This window comes from Streptomyces sp. NA04227, assembly GCF_013364195.1.
In the GTDB taxonomy this organism is placed as follows: domain Bacteria; phylum Actinomycetota; class Actinomycetes; order Streptomycetales; family Streptomycetaceae; genus Streptomyces.
On the sequence record NZ_CP054918.1, the window covers coordinates 308,384 to 327,740 of the forward strand.

The 19,357-nt window shown below is 70.1% G+C and carries 12 protein-coding genes; 8 read left to right on the forward strand and 4 right to left on the reverse strand.

Annotated elements, in window-relative coordinates:
* Positions 1-42: 42 nt before the first annotated feature.
* Positions 43-750, reverse strand: coding sequence for a two-component system response regulator (locus tag HUT18_RS01035; RefSeq protein ID WP_176096924.1), 708 nt, complete (start codon positions 748-750; stop codon positions 43-45).
* Complete coding sequence (locus tag HUT18_RS01040) at positions 750-4,871, reverse strand: HAMP domain-containing protein (protein WP_254878917.1); 4,122 nt, start codon at positions 4,869-4,871, stop codon at positions 750-752. Before HUT18_RS01040 ends, HUT18_RS01035 begins: the two co-directional genes overlap by 1 nt.
* A 273-nt stretch (positions 4,872-5,144) precedes the next feature.
* Between HUT18_RS01040 and HUT18_RS01045 the strand changes: the two genes are divergently transcribed.
* The 3 genes from HUT18_RS01045 to icmF all read left to right on the forward strand — a co-directional run bounded on the left by HUT18_RS01045 (position 5,145) and on the right by icmF (position 11,356).
* The gene (locus tag HUT18_RS01045) at positions 5,145-7,058 is read left to right on the forward strand and encodes a SpoIIE family protein phosphatase (protein WP_254878372.1); all 1,914 of its coding nucleotides are present in this window, start codon (positions 5,145-5,147) and stop codon (positions 7,056-7,058) included.
* A gap of 113 nt (positions 7,059-7,171) precedes the next feature.
* Positions 7,172-7,936, forward strand: coding sequence for a helical backbone metal receptor (locus tag HUT18_RS01050; protein WP_176096927.1), 765 nt, complete (start codon positions 7,172-7,174; stop codon positions 7,934-7,936).
* 189 nt (positions 7,937-8,125) lie between these two features.
* Positions 8,126-11,356, forward strand: coding sequence for a fused isobutyryl-CoA mutase/GTPase IcmF (gene icmF, locus HUT18_RS01055; protein WP_176096929.1), 3,231 nt, complete (start codon positions 8,126-8,128; stop codon positions 11,354-11,356).
* A 105-nt stretch (positions 11,357-11,461) separates the two neighbouring features.
* Here icmF and HUT18_RS01060 read toward each other — a convergent pair whose 3' ends face one another.
* Entirely contained in the window at positions 11,462-12,352 is an 891-nt protein-coding gene (locus HUT18_RS01060) for a LysR family transcriptional regulator (protein ID WP_176096931.1), read from the reverse strand.
* A gap of 135 nt (positions 12,353-12,487) precedes the next feature.
* Between HUT18_RS01060 and HUT18_RS01065 the strand changes: the two genes are divergently transcribed.
* The 5 genes from HUT18_RS01065 to HUT18_RS01085 all read left to right on the forward strand — a co-directional run bounded on the left by HUT18_RS01065 (position 12,488) and on the right by HUT18_RS01085 (position 17,458).
* Positions 12,488-13,405: a DMT family transporter gene (locus HUT18_RS01065; protein WP_176096932.1), complete on the forward strand. Its 918-nt coding sequence runs from the start codon at positions 12,488-12,490 to the stop codon at positions 13,403-13,405.
* Positions 13,406-13,421: 16 nt separating this feature from the next.
* The gene (locus tag HUT18_RS01070; protein WP_176096934.1) at positions 13,422-14,909 is read left to right on the forward strand and encodes a leucyl aminopeptidase; all 1,488 of its coding nucleotides are present in this window, start codon (positions 13,422-13,424) and stop codon (positions 14,907-14,909) included.
* 94 nt (positions 14,910-15,003) lie between these two features.
* Positions 15,004-15,405, forward strand: a complete 402-nt coding sequence (locus HUT18_RS01075) for a RidA family protein (protein WP_176096935.1) — start codon at positions 15,004-15,006, stop codon at positions 15,403-15,405.
* Positions 15,402-16,301 carry a PhzF family phenazine biosynthesis isomerase gene (locus tag HUT18_RS01080; protein WP_176096937.1) on the forward strand — a complete coding sequence of 300 codons (900 nt, stop codon included), beginning with the start codon at positions 15,402-15,404 and terminating at the stop codon, positions 16,299-16,301. Before HUT18_RS01075 ends, HUT18_RS01080 begins: the two co-directional genes overlap by 4 nt.
* 221 nt (positions 16,302-16,522) lie before the next feature.
* On the forward strand, positions 16,523-17,458 hold the full coding sequence (locus HUT18_RS01085; RefSeq protein WP_176096939.1) for an endo-beta-N-acetylglucosaminidase H: 936 nt from the start codon (positions 16,523-16,525) through the stop codon (positions 17,456-17,458).
* Positions 17,459-17,678: 220 nt separating this feature from the next.
* Here the strand turns inward: HUT18_RS01085 and HUT18_RS01090 are convergent, their stop codons facing one another.
* Positions 17,679-18,977 carry a PAS domain-containing protein gene (locus tag HUT18_RS01090; RefSeq protein ID WP_176096941.1) on the reverse strand — a complete coding sequence of 433 codons (1,299 nt, stop codon included), beginning with the start codon at positions 18,975-18,977 and terminating at the stop codon, positions 17,679-17,681.
* Positions 18,978-19,357: the final 380 nt, after the last annotated feature.

The following is a 19,357-nucleotide window of genomic DNA, read 5'->3' on the forward strand; positions in this document are numbered from 1 at the left end:
ACCACCGCCACCAGCCACGACTTCCCCGGCCCGCGCGACTCCTCAGTCGCCGGGTCCGGTCTCGGTCCCGGCATCGGGATTGGGCTCGGACTCGGACTCGGGCTGCCACCGGGTGATCGAGGTCTCCAACTGCGCGATGCGGTCGGCGAGTTCGTCGGGGGCCGTGTCCTCCTTCGCGCGCAGGAGTTCCTCGACGCGGGCGAGGCGGTCGCGGACCTCGGTGAGGTTCTCCGGCTCGGGGGCGGCTTCGTCCGTGCCTTCCGGGGTGGTCCGCGCGGCCTCGGGGGCCGGGGCGGGCCCGCGCCCGTCGGCGATCAAGAGCTGGCGCAACTGCTCGGACTGCGCGGCGAGTTGGCGGTTCTTGCGGTGCAGCTCCAGGAAGACGCTGACCTTGGTGCGCAGCAGCCAGGGGTCGAACGGCTTGACGAGGAAGTCGGCGGCGCCGACCGTGTAGCCGCGGTAGGCGTAGTCGGGGTCGACCTCGGCGCCGGTCAGCAGGATCACCGGGACGTCCTTGGTCTGGTCCAGGCCCTTGATGTGGGCGACGGTCTCGAAGCCGTTCATGCCGGGCATCAGGACGTCGACGAGGACGACGGCGAAGTCCTCGCGCAGCATCGCCTTGAGCGCCTCCTCGCCGGAGCGGGCCCGCACCACGTCGGTGAGCGGTCCGAGAACCGCTTCGAGAGCGACGAGGTTCTCCTCCATGTCGTCGACGATGAGGATGCTCGCCCGGTCCCGTTCGGCGCTCATCACGTCGTCTCCTCGGAGTCGTCCTCGCCCTCGTGCTCGTCCTCGTCCTCGTGCTCCTGCGCCACGTCGGACAACAAGGAGTGGGCGGTCTCCGGGGCGGCGACGCCCGCCGGGTCGAGGGCGTGGTAGATCACCGCGATCAGCCGGTCCACGTCGACGGGCTTGGGCAGGTAGTCGTCGGCTCCGGTGTCGATCGCCTTCTCGCGGTCGCCCGGCATGGCCTTCGCGGTGATCGCGACGATCGGCAGGCCGGTGAAGCGGGGTGCCCGCCGGATCGCCCGGATCATCTCGTAGCCGTCCATCTCCGGCATCATGATGTCCATCAGCACCAGTGACACATCGGGGAACCGGTCCAGCATCTCCATGCCCTCGTGGCCGTTCTCCGCGTACTTCACATGGATACCCACCCGGCCGAGCACATGGGTCAGGGCGAACACATTGCGGATGTCGTCGTCGACGATGAGGATGCGCCGCCCGGCGAGCACCTCCCCCGGCCGCCCGTTCAGCCACTCCTTGAGCTGCCTGGTCTCCGGCCAGGTGACCTCGCCCTCGTCCACGGCCTGGGCCCGGGGGCGCGTCTCCTCTTCGCCGAAGACCCGCTCGGGCAGCGACTCGGGCAGGGCGGGCCGCAGGGTCGACGCGGACGTCTGAAGCCGCCGCGCCTCGTCAAGGGCGGGTTCGACGGTCGGCAGTCCCGTCCCGGTGTAGTGGGCGGGCACGTAGAGGGTGAAGGTGGAGCCGATGCCGGGTGCGCTCTCGGCGACGATACGGCCACCGAGCAGGTCGGCCATGTCCCGGCTGATGGACAGGCCGAGGCCGGTGCCGCCGTACTTGCGGTTGGTGGTGCCCGAGGACTGCTTGAACGCCTCGAAGATCTCGTCCAGCTTCTCCGGCGGGATGCCGATGCCGGTGTCCTTGACCGAGAAGGCGATCAGGTCGTCCGCGCCGCCGAGTTCCCTGCCCTCCACCTCGGCGGCCAACACCCTGCGTACGAGCAGCCGGACGCTGCCCGCCGAGGTGAACTTGACCGCGTTGGACAGCAGGTTGCGCAGGATCTGCTGGAGCCGCTGCTCGTCGGAGAACAGTTCCCTGGGCACGTCGTCGTCCACCGTCACCTCGAAGGTCAGGCCACGGTCGTGGGCCAGCGGCCCGAAGGTGACGCGTACGTAGTCGACCAGCTTGACCAGCGGCAGCGCCTTGGGCCGTACGTCCATCCGGCCCGCCTCGATCTTGGACAGGTCGAGGATGTCGTTGATCATCTGCAGCAGGTCGGAGCCCGAGCGGTGGATGGTGGCCGCGAACTCCACCTCCTGCGAGGAGAGTCGGTCCTCGGGGTTGTCGGCGAGCAGCCGGGCGAGCACGAGCAGCGAGTTGAGCGGGGTGCGCAGCTCGTGCGACATGTTCGCCAGGAACTCCGACTTGTACTGCGAGGAGGTTGCGAGCAGTGCGGCCTTCTCCTCCAGTTCGGCGTTGGAGCGCTGCAACTCCTCGGAGCGCTGGCGCAGTTCGGCGGTCAGCCGCTGGGACTCCGAAAGCAGCGACTCCGTACGGGAGTTGGCGATGATGGTGTTGATGGAGACGCCGATGGTGTGCACGAACTGGTCGATGAAGGCCAGGTGCACATCGCTGAACTTGCTGAACGAGGCCAGTTCGATGACGCCGAGCACCTGCTCGTCGAAGAGGATCGGCAGGATGACCACACTGGCCGGCGGAGCCGCGCCGAGCCCGGAGTCGATGCTGATGTAGCCCGGTGGCACGGCCTCGACGAGGATGCGCTTCTTCTCGGTCGCGGCCTGGGTGATCAGTCCGCGTCCCGGCGTGCGGAACGCCGCGGAGGGCTCCGCGTCCTCGCTCTCCCCGGTGCCGTATCCGGCGATGAACTCCAGGCCTTCGCCGGCCTCGGCACCCGCCTCGGCCAGGAAGAAGGCCCCGAACTGCGCGTTGACCAGCGGGGTCAGCTCGCGCAGGATCAGGTCGGCCACCTCGACCAGATCGCGGTGCCCCTGCATCAGACCGGCGATACGGGTCAGGTTGGACTCCAGCCAGTCCTTGGCACGGGTGGTCTCGCGGAGGTTGGCGACCATCAGGTTGATGTTGTTCTTCAGTTCGGCGACCTCGCCCTCGGCGGTGACCGAGACGGAGCCGGACATGTCGCCCTGGGTGACCGCGCTGGCCACCTCGCCGATCGCACGGACCTGGTTGGTCAGGTTCAGGGCCAGGTCGTTGACGCTGGTGGTGAGCTTCTTCCAGGTTCCGTAGACGCCCTCCACCCGTGCCTGGCCGCCGAGCCGTCCCTCGCTGCCCACCTCGCGGGCCACCCGGGTCACCTCGGAGGAGAACGAGGAGAGCGTGTCGACCATGGTGTTGATGGTGGTCTTGAGTTCGAGGATCTCGCCGCGCGCGTCCACGTCGATCTTCTTCGACAGATCACCCTTGGCCACCGCCGTGGCTACCTGGGCGATGTTGCGCACCTGCGAAGTCAGGTTGTCGGCCATGAAGTTGACGTTGTCCGTGAGGTCCTTCCAGACTCCGGACACCCCGTGGACCTGGGCCCGTCCGCCGAGCCGTCCCTCGGTGCCGACCTCGCGGGCCACCCGGGTCACCTCGTCGGCGAACGCCCGCAGTTGCTGGACCATCGTGTTGACAGTGTCCTTGAGTTCGAGGATCTCGCCGCGCGCGTCCACGTCGATCTTCTTCGACAGATCGCCCTTGGCCACGGCGGTGGTCACCTGGGCGATGTTGCGCACCTGCGAGGTCAGGTTGAGCGCCATCAGGTTGACGTTCTCGGTGAGGTCCTTCCAGACTCCCGACACGTCCCTGACCTGGGCCTGGCCGCCGAGGTTGCCCTCGGTGCCGACCTCGCGGGCCACCCGGGTCACCTCGTCGGCGAAGGCGGAGAGCTGGGCGACCATCGTGTTGATCGTCGACTTCAGCTCCAGGATCTCGCCCTTGGCCTCCACCGTGATCGTCTTGCCCAGGTCGCCCTGGGCGACGGCGGTGGCCACCAGGGCGATGTTGCGGACCTGAGAAGTCAGGTTGTCGGCCATGAAGTTGACGCTCTCGGTGAGGTCCTTCCACACCCCCGAGACGCCGCGCACCTGGGCCCGTCCGCCCAGTTGCCCCTCGGTGCCGACCTCACGGGCCACCCGGGTCACCTCACCGGCGAACGCGGAGAGCTGGTCCACCATCGTGTTGATCGTCGACTTCAGCTCCAGGATCTCGCCGCGCGCGTCCACGGTGATCTTCTGGCTGAGGTCGCCATTGGCCACCGCGGTGGTCACCTGGGCGATGTTGCGCACCTGCCAGGTCAGGTTGGACGCCATGAAGTTGACGCTTTCGGTCAGGTCCTGCCAGACCCCGGAGACGCCACGTACCTGGGCCCGTCCGCCCAGTTGCCCCTCGGTGCCGACCTCGCGGGCCACCCGGGTCACCTCGTCGGCGAACGCCCGGAGTTGGTCGACCATCGTGTTGACGGTCAGCTTGAGTTCGAGGAGCTCTCCGGTGGCCTCGACGGTCACCTGCTGGGTCAGGTCGCCGCGGGCCACCGCGGTCGTGACATCCGCGATGTCGCGCACCTGCGCGGTGAGCCGGGACGCCATGGTGTTCACGGCCTCGGTCACCCTGCGCCAGTCCCCGGCGAGCTCGTGCACCTGCGCACGACCGCCGAGGCGCCCCTCGGTGCCGACCTCGCGGGCCACCCGGGTCACCTCACCGGTGAACAGGGAGAGCTGGTCGACCATACGGTTGACGCCACTGGCCAGCCGCCGCAGATCGCCGCGCAGCCGGCGGTTGCCCTCGGTCAGCTCGACGTGCTGGGTCAGATCACCCTCGGCCACGGCGTCCAGTACGCGGGTCGCGTTGGCGACGGGCAGCGCGAGCGCGTCGAGCACGGTGTTGGTCGCGGCCACATTGGTGGCCCACGTCCCCTGGCCGGGACTCGCGCTGATCCGCTCGTCCAGCCGCCCCTCGCGCAGCACCTCGTGCCTCACGCGTTGCAGCTCACCGGCCAGATGGGCGTTACGGGCCACCACACGGTTGAAGACGGCGGCCAGTTCGGCCGGTACGCCGTCCCCTGCGGTGTCCATGCTGACCGTGAAGTCCCCGTCGCACAGCGCGTTCATCGCGGCCAGGAGCGGATACAGCTCGGACTGCCGCACGGCCGGCGGCGCGGCGGCCGACGGGGATCCGTTGTCGCTGTGCCCGGTGTCGCTGTGGCCGGGCAGCCCGGCGGACACATGGCCCGTCCCGGCGGGCCGGACGACCTCGGGACGGTCATGACGAGGTGCCATACGCTCCCCCCACTGATTCATATGGGGCAACATGTCATAGTATAAAGCGATTGCTGAGGGGTACCTCCTTGTCCGCGTGCGGTGGGGCTGAGTCAGGAGGGGCGAGTGGGATCAACGGTCGAAACCACCTCGGCCACGGCCCGGACGGTCGTGCCGGCCAATCAGCTTGCCGCCGCCGAGGCGCGTGCCTTCGTACGCGCCTCGCTGGCCGAGCAGACCGAGCGCCTCGCCCCGGACGGCGACCCGGCCGCGGGCCGGATGTACGACGACGCCGCCCTGCTGACCAGCGAACTCGTCACCAACGCGGTGATGCACGCGGGCACCGACATCGACGTGATCTGCCGCCTCGAGCGCACCCACTCCGCCGCGAACGGCGCCCCGGCCGATACGAAGGCACCCGCCGCGAAGGCACCCGCCGGGCGGGCCGCACGGGCGGCCGCACGGGAGCGCTCGTCCACCGGTGCCGGAGCCCACGCCCCGGAGCTGGCCGTCGTCGTGGAGGTGGCCGACCGCCACCCCTCGCGGCTGGTGCGCGCCGGCGGCGACAGCCACGGCCGGAGCGAACCGGGATACGGCCTGCGGCTGGTCAGCGCGCTGGCCGAGTCGTGGGGCGTGACCTACCGCCAGGACGAGAAGCGGGTCTGGTTCCGCCTTGAGGCCACCACGACGGAGACCACCCCGGAGCGCGGCCCGCGGACCGGATCGCGTCGCGCGATCGACCCCCTCGTACGGCAGCCTGGTCTTCCCACCCGCAAACCCGCCGCCGAGTGGGCCGACCGGGGCGGACCCTCGTTCCTCGCCGAGACCAGCGAACTGCTCGCCGGACAGCTCGACGAGGAAATGGTCACCGCGCTCGCCACACAGCTGCTGGTACCCCGGCTCGCGGACTGGTGCGCCATCTGGCTGGTCACCGAGGCCGGCGGCGGCATGCGGCTGGCCCGGGTCTGGCACGCGGACGAGCGACGCATGGGCCCGCTGCGCGAGACGCTGGGCCGCGAGCACCCGGCGGGCATCCACCGGTCGGCCGCGCCCTGGCCCTGGCCGGAGAGCGCGGGCGACCGCGGGGGCGGTTCGGCGGTCGCCTTCCCCCTGGTCGCCCACGGCAGCGAGCAGGGCGTACTGGTACTGGGCCGGGCCGGTCGGCTGCAGATGACCGACCCCGTGGCGCGGATGGTGGAGGACGTGGGCCGCCGGATGGCACAGGCCGTCCTCACCGCCCGCCGCTACACCCGGCAGACCACCATCAGCCGCGCCCTCCAGCGCCGCCAGCTGCCCACCTCGCTGGCGCACATCACCGGCGTGGACACCGCGCTCGTCTACGAACCGCACGGCGAGGGCCAGACCGTCGGCGGCGACTTCTACGACGTCTTCCCGCTGCTCAAGGACCGCTGGTGCTTCCTCCTTGGCGATGTGCAGGGCAAGGACCCGGAGGCGATGTCGGTGACCGGTCTGGCCCGGCACCTGGTACGGCTGCTCGCCCGCGAGGGCAAGGGCGTGGAGTCCGTCCTCGGCAGGCTGAACCTCGCCATGGCGGAGGAGAGCACCGAGGCCCTGGCCCTGGACGGCGAGCAGGTCCGGCAGCGGTTCCTCAGCATGCTCTACGGCGAGTTGGAGGTCGACCCGAGAGCGGGCGGCGCGCACTGCACGGTGGCCAGCGCCGGACACCCGCTACCGTTGCACCTGCACACGGACGGCTCGGTGGAGTCGGTGTCCGACCCGCAGATGCTGCTCGGCATCGACCAGGGCGCCGAGTTCCACGCCACTTCCTTCGACCTCGCGCCGGGCGAGACCCTGCTGTGCGTGACCGACGGAGTCACCGAACGCCGCCGCGGCAACTGGCAGTTGGACGACGACGAGGGCCTGACCGACGTACTCCGCGAGGGCCTTGGCCTCGGCGCGAAGGCGCTGGCCGAGCATGTGCGGCGGGCGGCCCACGAGTTCGGCACCGAACCCGTCCAGGACGACCTGTCGATCCTGGTCCTCCAGGCGGTGGGAGCCGTTCCGGCTCACCGCACCTGAACACCGCCCCCGAGTCCCCGGATCACCTCGGCGGTCGAGAACCCGGGACGCGTACGCCCTACCATCGCTGGACCGACCGCCACACCGACACCGTCACCACGGGGGAACCGCGAATGCCGCCGCTGTACGACGACATGGGCACCGCCCTCGACCTCGCCCGCCCTCCGCGACGGGTGGTGTCCCTGGTGCCGTCACTGACGGAATCGGTCGCCGCCGACCGTCCGGAGGTCCTGGTCGGGGCGACCCAGTGGTGCACCCACCCCGCCGACCTGGAGGTGACCCGGGTACGCGGCACCAAGAACCCGGACCGGGAGGCGATCCTGCGACTGCGGCCGGATCTGGTGATCGCCAACAAGGAGGAGAACCGCGAACTCGACGTCACCAGGCTGCGCGCCGCGGGAGTTCCGGTGTGGGTGACCGTCATCGAGACCGTCCCGCAGGCCCTGGACTCGCTGGAGCGGCTGTTCACCGAGGCGCTGCGGGGCACCGCCCCCGCATGGCTGGAAACGGCCCGCGCACTGTGGGCGGGCCCGCTGCCCGACGTCGCCGCGACCGTCGCGGTACCGATCTGGCGGGATCCGTGGATGGTGGTCGGACGGTCGACGTTCACCGGTGACCTGCTGCGCCGGGCCGGTCTCGCCAACGCCTTCGCCGAGCACCCGGACCGCTATCCGCACGTGACTCTCGAGGAGATCGACCGGCCCGGGACGGACGTCGTCCTGCTGCCCGACGAGCCGTACGTGTTCACCGAGAGCGACGGCCCCGAGGCCTTCCGGCAGGTGCCCGTCCGCCTGGTCAGCGGTCGGCTGCTCACCTGGTACGGCCCCTCGCTGCTGCCCGCCCACGACATGCTCCGACGGCTCGTGACCACGCTCTGAGACGAGCTGTCCACGTTCTCGACGGTCGGCGCGACGCCGGACCGGGGAGAGGCGGCACGGCTTCCGGCTGTGCTTCGGGTCACATCGCGACCCTCACCCCCCGTAATGTACTAGGGCGTCCTACTATTAATTACTAGGACGTCCTACTATCTAGAGTGAGCGTCCCACCGACCGTCCGGGAAGGCCCCCATGAGCGATCTGCAGCGTCCTGTGCACCCCGTCCGCCTGGTCACCGCCTCGGCCCTGTTCGACGGACACGACGCGTCGATCAACATCATGCGGCGGATCTTCCAGTCGCAGGGCGCCGAGGTGATCCACCTCGGCCACAACCGCTCCGTCCAGGAGGTCGTGGACGCGGCGCTGGAGGAGGACGTGCACGGCGTCGCCGTCTCGTCCTACCAGGGCGGCCACGTCGAGTACTTCGAGTACCTGGTCCAGTCGCTGCGCGAGCGCGGCGCGGACCACATCCGCGTGGTGGGCGGCGGGGGCGGCGTGATCGTGCCCGAGGAGATCACCCGGCTCCGCAACAGCGGGGTGACCATCTTCTCCCCCGAGGACGGCCAGCGGCTGGGCCTGGCCGGGATGATCAACTCGGTGGTGCGGGACTGCGACTTCGACCTCTGGGACGGCAAGCCCGCCGACGCCGAGGGCGTCCTCGCGGGCGACCGGTTCGCCATCGCCCGCGCCATCACCGGCGCCGAACTCGGCAAGCTGCCCCCGGCGTTCATGGAGCGGCTGCGTACGGCCGCGGCCTCGCGTGTCACGCCGGTGCTCGGCATCACCGGTACCGGCGGCTCCGGCAAGTCGTCGCTCACCGACGAACTCGTCCGCCGGATCCGCGTCGACCAGCAGGACAAGCTGCGTATCGCGGTGATCGCGGTCGACCCGACCCGCCGCCGCGGCGGCGGTGCGCTGCTCGGCGACCGGATCCGGATGAACTCCCTGGACGGCAACCGCATCTTCTTCCGCAGCCTGGCGACCCGTGGCAGCCACGAACTGCCCGAGCACCTCACCGAGGTGATCGACGTGGTCAAGGCCGCCGGGTTCGACCTGGTGATCGTGGAGACCCCGGGCATCGGCCAGGGCGACGCGGCGATCGTGCCGTTCGTCGACACCTCCCTGTACGTGATGACGCCGGAGTTCGGTGCGGCCTCGCAGCTCGAGAAGATCGACATGCTCGACTTCGCCGACGTCGTGACGATCAACAAGTTCGAGCGGCGCGGCGCCAAGGACGCGCAGCGCGACGTGAGCCGCCAGCTCGTCCGCAACCGCGAGGCCTTCGACAAGCGGCCCGAGGACATGCCGGTGTACGGCACCTCCGCGGCCACGTTCAACGACGACGGCGTCACCGCGCTCTACCAGCACCTGAAGACCTCCCTGGCCGACAAGGGGCTGGAGCTCACCGAGGGCACGCTGGCGCCGGTCGACGTGCGCCACTCCTCCGGAATCCGGCAGGTCGTGCCCACCGACCGGGTCCGCTACCTCGCCGAGATCAGCGAGACGGTGCGTACCTACCACTCCCGGACCGAGCAGCTCGCCGAGGCCGCCCGCCGGGTGCAGCGCCTGGACACGGTCAAGGGCGAACTGGTCGAGGCCGGTTCGGACGCCGCCAACGTGGAGTCGCTGCTCACCGACGCCCGCAGGAGCCTCCCGCACGAGGTCGCGGACCAGATCGAGAACTGGCCCGCCGTCGTCGCGTCCTACTCCGGCGACGAGCAGGTCGTGAAGATCCGGGACAAGGAGATCCGCACCAAGCTGACCCGCGAGTCCCTCTCCGGCAACAAGATCCCCCGTGTCTCGCTGCCGAGGTTCACCGACCACGGCGAGCTGGTGCGGTTCTGGCGCCGCGAGAACCTGCCCGGCCATTTCCCCTTCACCGCCGGGGTGTTCCCGTTCAAGCGGGACGGCGAGGACCCGGCGCGGATGTTCGCCGGTGAGGGCGACCCGTTCCGTACCAACCGGCGCTTCAAGCTGCTCTCCGAGGGCCAGCCCGCCACCCGGCTCTCCACCGCCTTCGACTCGGTCACCCTCTACGGCCGCGACCCGGGCGAGCGCCCCGACATCTACGGCAAGGTCGGCACCTCCGGTGTCTCGGTGGCGACGCTGGAGGACATGAAGGAGCTGTACGACGGCTTCGACCTGATCGCCCCGACCACCTCGGTGTCGATGACGATCAACGGCCCGGCCCCGACCGTGCTCGCGTTCTTCCTCAATACCGCCGTCGACCAGCAGCTCGAACGGTTCCGCGCCACCGAGGGCCGCGAGCCCACCGCCGAGGAGGCGGCCGGGCTGCGCGCGCACGCGCTCGCGACCGTACGCGGCACCGTGCAGGCCGACATCCTCAAGGAGGACCAGGGCCAGAACACCTGCCTGTTCTCCACCGAGTTCTCGCTGCGGATGATGGCCGACATCCAGGAATGGTTCATCGCCAACAAGGTCCGCAACTTCTACTCGGTCTCCATCTCCGGCTACCACATCGCCGAAGCCGGGGCGAACCCGATCAGTCAGCTCGCCTTCACGCTCGCCAACGGCTTCACCTACGTCGAGACCTACCTGGCGCGCGGCATGGACGTCGACGACTTCGCGCCGAACCTGTCGTTCTTCTTCTCCAACGGCATGGACCCCGAGTACTCGGTGCTCGGCCGCGTCGCCCGTCGCGTCTGGGCCGTCGCGATGAAGGAGAAGTACGGCGCCAACGAGCGCTCCCAGAAGCTGAAGTACCACGTCCAGACCTCGGGCCGCTCCCTGCACGCCCAGGAGATGGACTTCAACGACATCCGCACCACGCTGCAGGCGCTCATCGCCATCTACGACAACTGCAACAGCCTGCACACCAACGCCTACGACGAGGCCGTCACCACCCCCACCGAGGAGTCCGTACGCCGGGCCCTGGCCATCCAGCTCATCATCAACCGGGAGTGGGGCCTGGCGATGAACGAGAACCCCCTCCAGGGGTCGTTCATCATCGACGAGCTCACCGACCTGGTCGAAGAAGCGGTCCTCCAGGAGTTCGAGCGGATCAGCGAGCGCGGCGGCGTGCTCGGCGCCATGGAGACCGGCTACCAGCGCGGCCGTATCCAGGACGAGTCCATGCTCTACGAGCAGCGCAAGCACGAGGGTTCGCTGCCCATCATCGGCGTCAATACCTTCCGCAACCCGCACGCCGACACCGCCGAACCCGTCACCCTCGAACTGGCCCGTGCCACCGAGAACGAGAAGCAGTCCCAGCTCGGCCGGGTTCAGGACTTCCAGTCCCGGCACCAGGACGAGGCGCACGCCGCGCTCGCCGCGCTCAAGGAGGCGGCCGTCAGCGGCGAGAACGCCTTCGCCGTCCTGATGGACGCCGCCCGGGTCTGCTCACTGCAGCAGATCACCGAGGCGTTCTTCGAGGTCGGGGGTCAGTACCGGCGCAACGTCTGACGCGGCGACGGCAGTTGGTCGTACGGCCGTGGGGTGGCAGGTCGCCCCACGGCCGTACGGCGTCGTCGGGTGAGTTCGGGGCGACGCCCGCCGAGGGCCACCCTGTCACCGACGCGCCGCCTCCTTCAACGCCTCGATCAACGCGCGCAACGCGGGCTGCGGCAACCCGACTTGGCGTACCGCCGCGTGGATCGCCCTGACCGGCTCGGGGTGGCGGACCCTGCTGATCACGACATCCGGGTGCGGATTGGTCAGACCCAGGCGGGGAATCAGGCCCACTCCCAGCCCGGCCGCGACGAAGCCCTGCGTCGTCGCGTAGTCCTCGCTCGCGGCGACGAAGTGGGGAGTGAACCCCGCGGCGGCACAGGCGTCGACCACGGGCTGGAGGCAGGGGCCCGGCGCTTCGCTGCCGACCCAGGGTTCGTCGGCGAGTTCGGCGAGGTCGAGTTCACGCTGCGCGGCGAGCCGGTGGCCCGCGGGAAGCACGGCGTAGTACGGGTCGTCGAGCAGATGCAGCAGACGCACGCTCGGGGCGTGGGTGCCGTCCGCTCCGATGACCAGCGTCAGATCCGCCGTGTCCTGCTCGGCCCCGGCCTGTGGGCCCAAGGGGTCGTACAGCGCGAGATCGATGTGCACACCCTGGTGTTGTTCGCGGAAACGGGCGAGCGCCGGAGCGACCAGGGTGGGGCCCACGGAAGGGAAGTAGCGGACCGTCAGGCGACCCGCGTGTCCGTCCCGGAGGTCGGCCAACTCCGCCTCCGCCTCCGCCAGGTTCCGACCGATGACGGCCGCGTGCCTGGTGAGCAGGCGCCCTGCCTCCGTCGGCCGTACTCCCCGGCCGACCCGTTCGAGCAGGGCGATCCCGGCCTCCTTCTCCAGTGCCGCCACCTGCTGGCTGACAGCGGAGGGTGTGTAGCCGAGGTTCGATGCCGCCGCGGTCACCGACCCGCTGGTCACCACGGCCCGCAGGATCTGCATACGCCTCACGTCAAGCATGGAGAGGAGCTAAGCATGTAGCAGCACTTAACGGAAGTGTAGAACTCTTCGCTTGTCCTTCCTTGTCGCCAAGGGCATCATTCACGGCAACGGCTCGGCGAGGACCGAAGGAGAACAAGAGTGAACGGTGCCCTCGTGAGAACACCGGCGTGGGTACGGGTGGTCGTGCTCGCTCTGCTGTGGGGATCGACCTACCTCTGGATCGAACTGGCCCTTGACGCCCTCTCCCCCGTCCAAGTCACCTTGGTCCGCTGCGTGTTGGGGGCGGCCACGCTGACCGTGGTACTCCTCGCCACACGGCAGCGGCTGCCGCGCGGCAGGGCGACCTGGGGCCATGTGTTCGTCGCGGCGTTCTTCTGCAACACACTCCCGTTCTGCCTTTTCAGCATCGGGCAGCTCACGGTCGGCTCCGGGTTGGCGGGCGTGCTCAACGCGACGACCCCGTTGTGGTCCCTGCTGATCGGCATCGGCCTGGGATCCGAGCGCGGACTTCGCCCCGTCCGCCTGGTCGGACTCGGCCTCGGCTTCCTGGGAACGGTGCTGATCTTCGCCCCCTGGCAACAGTCCGGCTCCGTCGGCTGGGGTGCCCTGGCCATCGTCGCCGCGGCGGCCAGCTATGCCACCGGTTTCGCGTACATGGGACGCAAACTCGTCGGGAAGGGCATCCCCACGCTCTGCCTCTCCACGGCTCAGCTCATCGCCGCGACGGCACTGGCCGCGCTGGTGTTGCCGGCCGGGGGCCTCGAGCCCGTGGACGCCGACCCCACCGCTCTGATCGCCGTCGTCGTCCTGGGCGTCTTCGCCACCGGGGTCACCTTCCACCTCACGTACCGCATCATCGCGGACGAAGGCGCGACCAACGCGGCGACCGTCAGCTACCTGCTGCCGGTGGTCGCTGTCGCCCTCGGCGCTCTCGTACTCGACGAGGAGCTCAGTGTCCGGGTGTTCGCGGGGATGGTGGTCGTGCTCGTGGGCGTCGGTATGACACGGCGGCAGAAGCCGACGTCGGCGTCCTCGCCACACCAGGACCGCACCGCCCTCGCCAAACGCTAGAACAGGAACGTACGAAGTGACCGAAGTGACCGTAAGTACCTCCCCTGTGGCATCGCTGCCCGTGGACGTCCTCGTGTTCGGTGTCGCCCAGGGCTCCGGGGGTCCGACGCCTGCACTTGGTGCCGAGGCGGTGGCCGAGGCGTTCGACGGGGCTCTCGTCGGCATCCTCGGCGCCCTCGGTGTGACCGGCGCCGCGGGTGAGGCGGTCGGGCTCCCGGCGCCCGCGGGTCTCAAGGCCTCTGTGGTCCTCGCGGTCGGGCTCGGCCACGTCGCGGACGACGGCGCGTACGACACCGAGACACTGCGCTGCGCCGCCGGTGTCGCGGCCCGCGCGCTGGCCGGTACCAAGAGGGCCGCGCTGCTGCTGCCGGTGCCGACCGCCGAGGCAGTGGAGGCGGTGGCACTGGGCGGCCTGCTCGGTGCGTACGCCTTCACCGCCTACCGCACCTCCGGCCGGAACAAGCCGCCCGTCGGCGAGTTGGTGGTCCTCGCACGCCAGGCGGATGCCGAGGCGGCGATCCGTCGCGCGACCGTGATCGGCGCGGAGGTCAACCGCGCCCGCGACCTCGTCAACACGCCCGCGAACGACCTGGATCCGGAGAGCTTCGCCGCCGCCGTACGGGCAGCCTGCGACGTGCACGGGGTGACGTGCGAGGTACTCGACGAACAGGCACTCACCGAGCAGGGCTTCGGCGGCATCCTCGGCGTCGGCCAGGGGTCGGTCAAAGCGCCCCGGCTGGTGCGGATTTCCTCCACGCACCCCGGGGCGAGGACGAGTCTCGCCCTCGTCGGCAAGGGCATCACCTACGACTCGGGCGGCATCTCGCTGAAGCCGGTCGGATTCAACGAGATCATGAAGCGCGACATGTCCGGTGCGGCCGCCGTGTTCGCCGCTGTCCTCGCCGTCTCCCGGCTCGGCCTGCCGATCGAGGTGACCGGTTGGCTGGCGCTGGCCGAGAACATGCCCTCCGGCTCGGCCGTCCGCCCGGGCGATGTGCTGCGCATGTACGGCGGCAGGACTGTCGAGGTGGTCAACACGGACGCGGAGGGGCGCCTGGTGCTCGCCGATGCCCTCGTACGCGCCGCCGAGGACGGACCCGATGCCCTCGTGGACGTCGCCACGCTGACCGCCGCCATGAGAATGGGCCTGGGCAACCGCCTCTTCGGCGTGATGTCCACCGACGACGCCTTCCGCGACCGTGTCCTCGGCGCCGCGGCACGGGACGGCGAGCAGGCATGGCCGATGCCACTGCCCGACGAGCTGCGCAAAAGTCTGGACTCTCCCGTGGCCGATATCGCCAACACCGGCGAGCGGATGGGCGGCGGGCTCGTCGCGGGCCTGTTCCTGAAGGAGTTCGTGGCGGAGGGCACTCGCTGGGCCCACCTGGACATCGCCGGACCCGCCTTCCACGAGGGCGAGCCCTACGGCTACACGCCCCGGGGCGGCACCGGCTGCGCGGTCCGCACGCTGGTGCGGCTGGCCCAGGACCTCGCGAACGACTGACTCCCGCCAACCAACGGCCATCACTCCTCACCTCACCTCCGCCCCACGCCACCCGGTCAACTCGCCCGGCGCAGAATCGAGGTTCGAAGACCGTATGCCTCCTCTCGACTCCCTCACGACATCCGCGGCGCCGGCGCCCTTCGGGCACTACGCGCAGGCCACCGTCACACCGGACGGCACCGTCTGGGTGTCGGCGCAACTCCCCGTCGGAGACGGCGTGTCCGCCGATTCCCCGGTTCGGCGGCAGGCGCAGCAGGTGCTGGCCAACATCCTCGCCGTCGTCGAATCCGCGGGCGGAAGCCGGGACTCCGTCGCGAAGGTCACCGTGTACGTGACGGACATCGCCGCGTGGGACGCCGTGGACGCCGCCTTCGCCGAGGCCTTCGGGGGCCACCGCCCTGCCCGCGCCGTTCTCCAAGTGGCCGGACTGCACCACGGATTCCGGGTGGCCGCGGACGCGGTCGCCTGGTGCGGCACACCGGGACGACGACCATGAGGACGCTCTATCAGATCGACGCCTTCACGCGTGTCCCGTTCACCGGCAACCCGGCGGGGGTCGTACTGGACGCGGAGGGCATGACGGACGCCGACATGCTCGCGGTGGCACGTGAACTCAACAACTCCGAGACGGCGTTCGTACTTCCCGCCGACGCGGCCGACCACGACGTACGGGTGCGCTTCTTCACCCCGACGAAGGAGGTCCCGACCTGCGGACACGCCACCGTGGGCACGCATTTCGCGCGCGCCGTCGAGTACGGGCTGCCGTCGTGCTCGCTGACTCAGAAGACGGGCAGCGGGCTGCGTCAGCGAGTGGAGATCCACCGCGACGGGGACCGCGTCCGGATCGGCATGCACCAAGGTCCGGCCGCGTTCGGACCCGAGTGGAACGGGCCCCGGGTGGACCGGCTGCTACGGGCCCTGGGCGCGAGTCCCGACGACCTCGCCGACAACGGTCCGGTCCAGATCGTGTCCACCGGCCACTCCAAAGTGCTGGTCGAACTGCGCGGCCGTGACGCGGTGGACGCCCTGCGCCCGGATCCGGCCGAGCTGACAGCGCTCAGCCACGAGGTGGGCAGCAACGGTTTCTTCGTCTTCACCCGGGCCACCGCCGATACCGAAGTGCTCACCTGGGCCCGGATGTTCGCGCCTGCCATCGGCATCCTCGAAGACCCGGTGACCGGCAACGGGCACGGCCCGCTCGGCGCGTACCTGGTGCACCACGGCATCGTCCCGGCCCGGGACGGCGTACTCACCTTCCGCGGACGCCAGGGTGTGGTGCTGGGACGTCCGGGCGAGGTCGAGGTGCGTGTCGACGTCCGGGCCGAGGGCCCACCCCAGGTGTCCATCACCGGCGACGCGACAACGGCCTTCCGCGCGCGATTGCGGGTCTGAGCGGCGCGTGGGCCGGATCGCAGGCGGAACAACGCTCCGGCGCCGTGGGGACGGCATCTCGTACTGCCTCTGGACGGGATCGGTCCGGTGTGCTGGGATTCTGACGCTTCGCGGGATGCCGGTGGCCCACTGCGTGTACGGAGCGATCCGGCAGAGGGCGAAATCCCGGTGCCCCGCGGCGAGTTCACGACGTCACCCCCCGCTCGAACGATGGGAGAGTCATGAAATCCACTTCTGGCCGAGGCAGAGTCCGGACGGCCCTGTTCGCGACACTGGCCGCCGTGGCACTCGTGTGCGGTGCGACGGCCGCTGCCCCGGCGGCCGTCCCCACACCGGCCCCCGAGGCGGCGCACGCCAAGGCGGGACCGACCTCGGTGGCCTATGTCGAGGTGAACAACAACAGCATGCTCAACGTCGGCAAGTACACGCTGGCCGAAGGCGGTGACAACGTTTTCGACATCGCTGTCATCTTCGCCGCCAACATCAACTACGACACCACCACCAAGTCGGCGTACCTGTCCTTCAACGAGAACGTGCAGCGCGTCCTGGACAACGCGGAGACGGAGATCAAGCCCTTGCAGGACAAGGGCATCAAGGTCGTACTGTCCGTGCTGGGCAACCACCAGGGCGCCGGCTTCGCCAACTTCCCCTCCCAGACGGCCGCTTCGGCCTTCGCCAAGGAGTTGTCCGACGCCGTCGGCAAGTACGGGCTCGACGGTGTCGACTTCGACGACGAGTACGCCGAGTACGGGCAGAACGGCACGGGCCAGCCCAACGACAGCTCCTTCGTCCACCTGGTCACCGCCCTGCGCGACAACATGCCCGACAAGCTCATCACCCTGTACGAGATCGGCCCGTCCGCGGACCGGTTGTCCTACGACGGCGTGGACATCACCTCGAAGTTCGACTACGCCTGGAACCCGTACTACGGATCATGGAGGGTTCCGCAGATCGCGCTGCCCAAGTCGCGGCTGTCGCCCGCGGCGGTCTCGATCGGCACCACGCCCACGGGCACCGCGGTCGACCTCGCCCGGCGGACCGTGGCCGAGGAGTACGGCGTGTTCCTGACCTACAACCTGGACGGTTCGGACCGGGAGGACTACCTCTCCAGCTTCACCAGGGAGTTGTACGGCAGCGACGCCGTCTACACCCCGTAGTCACTCACCCCATCCCGTAGGCGGCCTCAACTCGGTTTGCTGGTAAGGCGATTGCGATGCTGGTGACGGGGTCACGGTGCTGGTGGGCCGTGACCTCGTCGCTTGTCGTGAGTGCCGCGGGCCGGCGAGGTCGGCGTCGGCGGCGCCGGGTCCTGCCACCGGATTCCCCTCGTCGTCGGCAGGGCGGACGGGTGTGTGACCACAGGCCCCGCGAAAGCCCTCAGGTGGGGCTGAGCGGATGGGTGGCCGTGGCGGAGCGCGGCGGCCAGGCGCGGGGCGCGAGGATGCCGAGCACATAGGCGCGGGCGACCAGGGCGGGCCGGGTGGCCGCGCCGAGGAGTTCGCGCAGCCGACTGAGGTGGTAGTCGACCGTCTGCCGGGACAGCTTCAGCGAGGTGGCGATCTCCCCGTTGCTGCTGCCCTGGGCGAGCAGCGACAGGATGCGGATCTGCGCGGCGGTGAGCGGCGGATGGGCCTCGTGGGCGAGGCTCTGGTGGGTGACGACGGCCCAGACGTGCCGGGCACGGGCGGCACTGCGGCCGACCGTCGTGAGGTGGAGCTGGGCGCGGCGGTGCCGTCCCTCGGCGTCCACGAGCACGGCGGAGGTCTCCACCCGTCTGGTGCGGCGGGCTATCAGACCGTTCCATCCGCGGTGCAGCCGGCCGAGGTCCGGGGCCGAGGCCGGGGCGAGCAGGGTGTGCGCGCGGACACCGAGCAGGTCGGACAGCGGCAGCCGGAACAGTTCGGCCGCGGCCGTACTCGCCTGCTCGATACGGCCGTTGGCCGAGAGCAGCGCGCAGGGCAGGCCGCTGTGGTCGCGCAGCGCGTGCAGGTTCTCCTCGGCCTCCCGGCGCTGGTTCATGGCCCGGATGTGCTCGGTGATGTCCACATAGATCCCGGCCACGCAGGTCTCGCCGTTCTCCTCGACCGGGAAGCGGTGGCCCGCCGCCTGCCCGGTGCCGCCGTCCGGGCGGTGGTAGCTCAGGGTGTGCCGCACCGGCTTGCCGCGGGTCAGGATCTCCTGGTCGAGCACCCGGAACCGCTGCGCGTCGGCGGGCGGGTCGAAGTCCTCGATGCGGGTGCCGACGACCTGTTCGGGGGTGGTGCCGTAGAGGTGCGCGTAGGCGTGATTGGCCCACAGATAGCGGCCGTTGCCGTCGCGGATGAAGGCGGCCGCGGGAGCGAAGTCGGCGAAGTCCGCGAAGGCGGCATAGCGTCGCGGGCCCGAGGCGCCGCCCGCGACCTCCACCGCGAGTCCGCGGGTGCGGCCCTTGGCGCGGCTCTCGTCGAGCGGGCAGCTCACGTCGAAGACCCGGCCGTCGAACCGGGCCTGCCAGCGGCCGTCGGCGGAGTGCCCCGGCGCCGAGAGCTCCTGGCGCATGCGGTCCAGGAAGCGCTGCGCCGTGCCCAGGTCGGCGAAGGCGCCGCCGCCCCGTTCCAGTACCCGCCACTCCTCGTCGACCTCCCACCAGGAGACGGGCACGCGCTCCAGGAGTGCTTTGAGGCTGGAATAGTCCACAGGCGGCCTTTCCGTCCGTATTCAACCGACTGACGCGGTGTGACATCGCGATGCGTATCCCGTCCGCATCCCACGCATGCCCGGTTCTCGGCCGATCTGGCACCTCCGCCTCCCCAGGAAGACGTCCGGCAGGGCGCACCCCTACGCACTCACAGAACTTTCACGATGGCTCGACGCGACCCTCAACTCTGGCATTTGCCTGAGCGGTAGGGGCCCTCGGTGGCGTTCGGAGACCCCCACCGCCTGGTTCCCTTGTGTGTACGGGCGAACACACCATGTCACGGGGCGAAGAGCCGCACTCCACCGCCTTCGGACACCAACTGCCGGGCCACGCCCCGCAGTCGGGCGCACCGTCCGGCGCCGCGCCGGGCACGTGAACC

Excerpts from the sequence above, each read along its gene's own strand:
- HUT18_RS01035 (WP_176096924.1), bottom strand. The coding sequence starts at position 750 with ATGAGCGCCGAACGGGACCGGGCGAGCATCCTCATCGTCGACGACATG.
- HUT18_RS01040 (WP_254878917.1), bottom strand. The coding sequence starts at position 4,871 with ATGAACGCGCTGTGCGACGGGGACTTCACGGTCAGCATGGACACCGCA.
- HUT18_RS01050 (WP_176096927.1), top strand. The coding sequence starts at position 7,172 with ATGCCGCCGCTGTACGACGACATGGGCACCGCCCTCGACCTCGCCCGC.
- icmF (WP_176096929.1), top strand. The coding sequence starts at position 8,126 with ATGAGCGATCTGCAGCGTCCTGTGCACCCCGTCCGCCTGGTCACCGCC.
- HUT18_RS01060 (WP_176096931.1), bottom strand. The coding sequence starts at position 12,352 with ATGCTTGACGTGAGGCGTATGCAGATCCTGCGGGCCGTGGTGACCAGC.
- HUT18_RS01075 (WP_176096935.1), top strand. The coding sequence starts at position 15,004 with ATGCCTCCTCTCGACTCCCTCACGACATCCGCGGCGCCGGCGCCCTTC.
- HUT18_RS01080 (WP_176096937.1), top strand. The coding sequence starts at position 15,402 with ATGAGGACGCTCTATCAGATCGACGCCTTCACGCGTGTCCCGTTCACC.
- HUT18_RS01085 (WP_176096939.1), top strand. The coding sequence starts at position 16,523 with ATGAAATCCACTTCTGGCCGAGGCAGAGTCCGGACGGCCCTGTTCGCG.